At 72.3% G+C, this 6,125-nt stretch carries 5 protein-coding genes; all 5 read right to left on the bottom strand.

Annotated features, from left to right (window positions below; genetic code table 11):
• Positions 1 to 429 precede the first annotated feature (429 nt).
• The 5 genes from ABZ930_RS37910 to ABZ930_RS37890 all read right to left on the bottom strand — a co-directional run bounded on the left by ABZ930_RS37910 (position 430) and on the right by ABZ930_RS37890 (position 5,824).
• On the bottom strand, positions 430 to 1,251 hold the full coding sequence (locus tag ABZ930_RS37910; protein WP_361558874.1) for a hypothetical protein: 822 nt from the start codon (positions 1,249 to 1,251) through the stop codon (positions 430 to 432).
• Positions 1,248 to 1,610: a hypothetical protein gene (locus ABZ930_RS37905; protein ID WP_361558871.1), complete on the bottom strand. Its 363-nt coding sequence runs from the start codon at positions 1,608 to 1,610 to the stop codon at positions 1,248 to 1,250. The genes ABZ930_RS37910 and ABZ930_RS37905 overlap by 4 nt, the downstream gene beginning before the upstream one ends.
• Entirely contained in the window at positions 1,597 to 3,345 is a 1,749-nt protein-coding gene (locus ABZ930_RS37900) for a hypothetical protein (protein WP_361558868.1), read from the bottom strand. The genes ABZ930_RS37905 and ABZ930_RS37900 overlap by 14 nt, the downstream gene beginning before the upstream one ends.
• 185 nt (positions 3,346 to 3,530) lie before the next feature.
• Positions 3,531 to 4,523 carry a malate dehydrogenase gene (locus ABZ930_RS37895; protein ID WP_361558866.1) on the bottom strand — a complete coding sequence of 331 codons (993 nt, stop codon included), beginning with the start codon at positions 4,521 to 4,523 and terminating at the stop codon, positions 3,531 to 3,533.
• A gap of 278 nt (positions 4,524 to 4,801) precedes the next feature.
• Positions 4,802 to 5,824 carry an XRE family transcriptional regulator gene (locus tag ABZ930_RS37890; RefSeq protein ID WP_361558864.1) on the bottom strand — a complete coding sequence of 341 codons (1,023 nt, stop codon included), beginning with the start codon at positions 5,822 to 5,824 and terminating at the stop codon, positions 4,802 to 4,804.
• Positions 5,825 to 6,125: the final 301 nt, after the last annotated feature.

Genomic DNA, 6,125 nt, shown 5'->3' with positions numbered 1-6,125 from the left:
GGTCGCGCTTCGTCCGCGGGCCGGTGGCCGCTTCTCGCGCAGTTCCCCGCGCCCCTGAGGCATGCGCTGCGCGCAGCCTCCCCCTGAGGCTGCGGCTCCGCCGCGCCTCTCAGACGAGGCGCCACAGGGGGCGCACCTCTCCGGTGCCGCCCCGCACGGGATGCGCCTCTCCGGTGCCGCCCCGCACGGGATGCGCCTCTCCGGTGCCGCCCCGCACGGGATGCGTTTCTCCGGTGCCGCCTCGCACGGGATGCGTTTCTCCTGATGAGATGGCGCACGAAGTGCGCATCTCAGGGGCGCGGGGAACTGCGCGAGAAGCCCCACCGGGCCGCGCACGGAGAACTGCCCAGGGGCGCGGGGAACTGCGCGAGAAGCGGTCACCGGCCGGTACCCGCCGAAACCGCGCTTGAGCCAGTTCAGAGCCTCGGACTAGGCAGGAGCGAACCGGGACAGCACGGTGGCGAGCCGGTCGCGCTGGGCGGGCCATTCGCTGTCCGGTCCCGCGACGAGCACCGCGTACTGGGCTCCGTCCTGCGCGGTGAACGAGAAGTCGACCACCTTTCTGCGGGCGCCCAGCTTGTCGCTGTCGTAGGCGTAGACGAGCTCGGCGGCGTCGTCGGTGACGGCGTCGGAGGCCCCGTCGGGAGCGGGCGTCTCCCCCAGCGAGACCTCCTCGTACCCGGGATTGGTCGACGAGAGGGTCGTGGACGCCGTACGGAGCGAGGCGAGCGGCGTGCTGTCGGGCTCCTCGATGGTGAAGACCTGGATCAGCGAGGACTCGTCGGCGGACGTGTAGAAGACGCCCTGCTTGCTCTCGGAGCGCTCCCAGTCTTCCGGCACCGCGAGCGTGAAGCCCGCCGGGTCGGTTGCCTCCCGGTATCCGGAGGGCAGCGCTTCGGTGGACGACGGGGTGGGCGTCGCGCTGGTGAGGGTGGCGGTGGGCCCGGGGCTGGAGGAGGAGGCGGCGGCCCGGGTCGGCTTCGGGTCCGGCCGCGTGTCGTCCCCGCGACCGACCAGCACCACCGTCGTCGCGATGGCGGCGCCGAGCACGGCCGCACCGGCGATCACGAGGACGAAGCGGCGGTTCCGGCCGGTCGGCGGGGCGGCGGGTCCCGCCAGTTCCGGCTCGGGCCAGGACGTCGGCGGGGGCGCGAAGTCCGGGCGCGGCGGAGGCGGCGACGACAGCGTCGCGGGGCCCGAACCGGCCTCCTCCCAGCGCTGGGTCTCCTCGTTCCACTGGCGACCGGTCATCTCAGGTTCCCCAGCATCGCGGCCACCGTGCCGGCCGACGAGAGCAGCGAGACGACCGCCTGGGAGTCGCCGAGCAGCGCGCGCAGCCGCTCGATGCGGGTCGCCGGGGCGGTGCCCGTGCGGACGAGTTCGCCCTCCGTCTCGGCGAGTTCGGCGTCGAGGACGCGCAGGTTCCCGTCGTCGCGCAGCCGGGTCAGGTCGGCGCGCAATTCCCGTACGGCTTCCAGGAGTTCGCGCATCGCCTCGTCGCGCTGCGGGGCGCCGTGCGTGTGGCTCTCCGCGTGGGCGTGGCTGCCGATGGCGAAGGTGCTGCCGTGGACGTCGCCGATGCTGACCGAGGGCTCGTCATTCGCTGTCATGGTCGTCGGATCCCTTCTTGGCCGGGGTGTCGTCGGCGCTCCCCGACGTGGCGCTGGCGTGGCTGCCGACGGCGAAGGTCGAGTCCTCGACCCGGTCGATGTTCACGCCGCCGCTGCTGATGTTCACGATCTTCTGGACGAACTCGCCGGTCTGGTAGCCGGATTCGGCGAGGGCCTGGCGCACTCCGCCCGCGATGCGGTCCTGCACCGACTTGAGGTACCGCTCGACGTCCATCCGCTGGAACAGCGAGCCGGGCCCCTCGGAGCCCAGCTCCCGCACCGACAGGGCGGGGCCGTCGGGCAGCGCTCCGCCGTGCCCGCCGGTGAGGACCTGCCAGCCGTAGCCGATCCAGCGGCCCACGGTCACGAGGGAGCGCGCGAGGGATCCCGCGATGCGTCCGACGGCCCAGGCGGCCTTGCCGAGCGGGTTGTTGTTGCGGAACTGGTGGGCGGTGCGGTCCGCGTCGCGGAACGGTTCGCGGATCGGGGTGAGGACGTGCGGCGCGATCTCCAGCATCAGCATCCGGCCCTGGGTGTGCACCCGGACGAAGACGGTGACGACCAGCTCCTCCTCCCAGCCGCCGACCCGGATCCGCAGGAAGTGCCGCCGCTTCTCGGCGCCCTCCTCGACGGACCGCTCGCGGTGCTTCTCGAACTCCTCCGGCCGGTAGGGGGCGTCCTCGCGCCGGGCGAGGCCCTCGGCGGGCAGGAAGACGCACTCGTCGATCTCCAGCCAGCGCAGCCGGTCGCGCACGGTGGTGCTCGCGAACTCGGCGGGCAGCCGCAGCTGTTCGAGCAGCGGCCGGATCTTCTCCAGGATGCCCCGGTTGTTGAGCGGCTGCTGCTTCTTCGTCCGGTCGGGGCGCAGCTCGACGGCGAGGGTCCAGGTGTCGACCGGTTCGCCGGCGCCGCAGAACGGGCGGACGGCGTGGTACATGATCAGCGGCGTGTGCTGCTCGGTCCTGATCCGCCGCATCACCCGCGCGAAGCGGGCTCCCTCGGTGCTCTCCGCGGGGTCGGCGGAGGCGTTCGCGAACCGCTCCTCGGACAGCTCGATGCCGAGCACGCGGGCGAGCTGGCCGCGCTGGGCGCCCGCGCACAGGGCGATCAGGGCGAACAGCAGCAGCGTGAGCCAGCCGTGCAGGGTGTCGCCGGTGCCGCTGCCCTCGGGGACCAGCCAGCTCAGGAAGTCCGGCAGGCCCTCGCGCAGGCCGGACCGGACCTCGTAGGAGAAGCTGCCGTCGTCGTCGCCGGTGGCCATGACCACGGTGGTGATCAGCAGCAGGGCCAGCATGATCCGGCCCCACCAGCGCAGGTACCAGGCGGCCACCCTGCGGTAGACCGGCGGGCGCGCCTCCGGTCCGTGGACCCAGACGCCGAGCGCGAGCAGCGCGGACGGCAGCAGGAACGTGAGGATCCAGTAGCCCGTCAGCGGCAGGCCCACCACCCACAGGCCGAGCACGGCCCCGGCCCACGCCACTTCGAGGCGCCGGGCGCGCAGCGCGTGCGCGAGGACGCGGGCCGCGTCGAAGCCGAGCGACGGGGCGGCGATGCGCTGCTCGTGCAGATGCAGCTGTTCGATGACGCGGTCGCGGTAGTCCTGGTCGAGATAGGCGCCGGCGCACAGCAGCCGGGTGGCCTCACTGGCGTAGGGCGGCTTCGCCGGCGGCAGGGGGCCGACCCCGCCGTCGCCGGTGTCCGGCGCGGATTGCTGCGGTACATAGGCGGTACTCACGCCACTCCCCCGAATGTTCCCATCGATGCAGCTTGTTCGAACTGCCGTCGCTGGTACGGCAGTTGCGAAAGAGACAGCATAGTCCCCGGAACATCGGGCCCGCCGCGAAGCACGACCGCCCGCGGGCGGGTCACGGAAGGACCCGGCCGCGGGCGGTCGGAACAGGCGCTCGGAGCGAGCGGGACCTAGATGAGGCCGAGACCGCGCACGGCCTCGCGCTCCTCGGTCAGCTCCTTGACGGACGCGTCGATGCGCGCACGCGAGAACTCGTTGATCTCCAGGCCCTGGACGATCTCGTACTTGCCGTCCTTGGTGGTGACGGGGAAGGAGGAGATCAGGCCCTCCGGGACGCCGTAGGAGCCGTCCGACGGGATGCCCATGGAGGTCCAGTCGCCCTCGGCGGTGCCGTTGACCCACGTGTACACGTGGTCGATGGCGGCGTTGGCGGCCGAGGCGGCGGAGGACGCGCCCCGGGCCTCGATGATCGCGGCACCGCGCTTGGCGACGGTCGGGATGAAGTCCTCGGCGAGCCACTTCTCGTCGTTGCCGATGGCCTCGACGGCCGGCTTGCCCGCGACGGACGCCTGGAAGATGTCCGGGTACTGGGTGGCCGAGTGGTTGCCCCAGATCGTCAGGCGCTGGATGTCGGAGACGGTCGAGCCGGTCTTCTTCGCGAGCTGGGTCAGCGCGCGGTTGTGGTCGAGGCGCGTCATGGCGGTGAAGCGCTCGGCCGGTACGTCCGGCGCGGCGGCCTGGGCAATGAGGGCGTTGGTGTTCGCCGGGTTGCCGACGACGAGGATCTTGACGTCGTCCGCGGCGTTGTCGTTGATCGCCTTGCCCTGCGGCTTGAAGATGCCGCCGTTGGCGGAGAGCAGGTCACCGCGCTCCATGCCCTTGGTGCGCGGGCGGGCGCCGACGAGGAGACCGACGTTCGTGCCGTCGAAGGCGACGTTCGGGTCGTCGGTGATGTCGATGCCCTGGAGCAGCGGGAAGGCGCAGTCGTCGAGCTCCATGGCGGTGCCCTCGGCGGCCTTGAGCGCGGGGGTGATCTCCAGGAGGCGCAGCTTGACCGGCACGTCCGCGCCCAGCAGCTGGCCGGAGGCGATGCGGAAGAGCAGTGCGTAGCCGATCTGGCCGGCGGCGCCGGTGACGGTGACGTTCACGGGAGTGCGGGTCATGGCGTTCTCCGTATGACAGCGAGGCTTTTGATCGATCTCTTGATACCAAGAGATCCGCTCGTCAGGCTATCGCCTCTCGGCCGGACACGACCCCCGGGTCCGTGTGGCTCACCCCACAGAGCCGGAAGGCGGCGGCGGCCGCCGCCCCGGGAGAGAGGGGGCCGGCGGCCGCCAGGGTGCCACCGTGTGGCCATCCCGTGGGGGTATCGATCGCCTTCCCCGAAGGCGCTCCCCCATACCTGTTCCTGTCCGACTTCCTGTGCGACGGGGCGTCCGGGCTACGGAGTGCAGCCCTTCCGGCCCGCCGCGAGCGCCCCGCACGCCTTCGCCTCGGCGGCCGAGCCGACCGCGATCATCGGGGTGTACGCGTCGGTGTCCGCGTCGCCGACCAGGCCCTTCTTCGACGTCTTGGCACCGACGGACAGCGTCACGCTGTCACCGGGCGCCGCGAACTGGATCCGCGCCCAGGCCGCCTTGCACGTCTTGCTGTAGCGGACCTCGACATTGGCCGTGCCGAGCGCGGTCTTCGTCGGGCTGTCGGCCAGATCGCCGCCGCAGCCCATCGCCTCGGGGTCCTTGCCGGTGCAGCCGTCGCCCACGCACTGCACGCCCGCGGGCAGCTGGGGGGCGCTGGTGGTCGGCGGCTTCGACGGTCCGGCCTCGGTGCCCTTGTCATCGCCGCCGCTGGTCAGGACGTAGGCGATGAGGACGACGAGGGCCGCGCCGATGCCTCCCGCGAGGACCATGAACAGGCGCCGTCTGCCGCCCTGTCCGCCGCCGCCCGGCGGGTCCGGCGTCAGCACCGGCGGCGGGCCGAACTGGTCCGGGCCCTGGGTTCTCACCTGCGGCGGCACGCTCGGCGACGCCGGGGCCACGGCGGGCTCCGCCACCTCGGTGGACCGGGAGGCCGTCGCACTGCCGTTCCTGCTCGCGCCGGCCGCCGTCTGGGCGGCGGGCGCTCCGAACTCCCCCAGCGCGGCGCGCGCCTGGGAGATCCGTATCGCCTCCATGGTCATGTCGTGGCGCATCTCGGAACGGCTCCAGGCGCGCTCCGCGAGCTCCCACATCGTGTTCAGGTGGACGGGATTGGTGCCGGTGACCTCGGCGAGCGCGACGATCGCTCCCTTGGGCGCGAGCAGTCGTCCGTTCAGATACCGCTCCCACGAGGTCTTGCTGTACCCGGTGCGGTCCGCCAGCGCGGCGATCCCGAGCCCGCTGCGGTCCACCAGCCGGCGCAACTGGCTGGCGAACTCCTTCACCTGCGGGTCGAGTTCGTCCGGTAGCGCCCTCCAACGAGGCATTGCGTTCCCCCTATTCCCCCCATACGTGTCCGAATGACCCGCGCCGCGCCGCGCGTCGGCCCCCAGTGGCTACCCAATGGGATGCGAGTAGCCAGGATGTCAGGTCCCCGGACGGGGGCGCACGGAGGCATTCGACACTATTCGACACCAGGGTGTGCCCCCTCGCACACCGCCGGTTCCGGGACGCCCCGACTTCTCCGGGCTAGTCCCGAATGCCCAGGCTAGGCGCGCCGTCCGTCCCCGTGCGAGCGATCCCGGAAGTCGGCCGGACATCCCCACACAAGGAGGACGGGACTCCGCC

This window comes from Streptomyces sp. NPDC046716, from assembly GCF_040645755.1.
In the GTDB taxonomy this organism is placed as follows: Bacteria; Actinomycetota; Actinomycetes; order Streptomycetales; family Streptomycetaceae; genus Streptomyces.
This window is presented reverse-complemented; position numbering and strand designations above follow the sequence as displayed.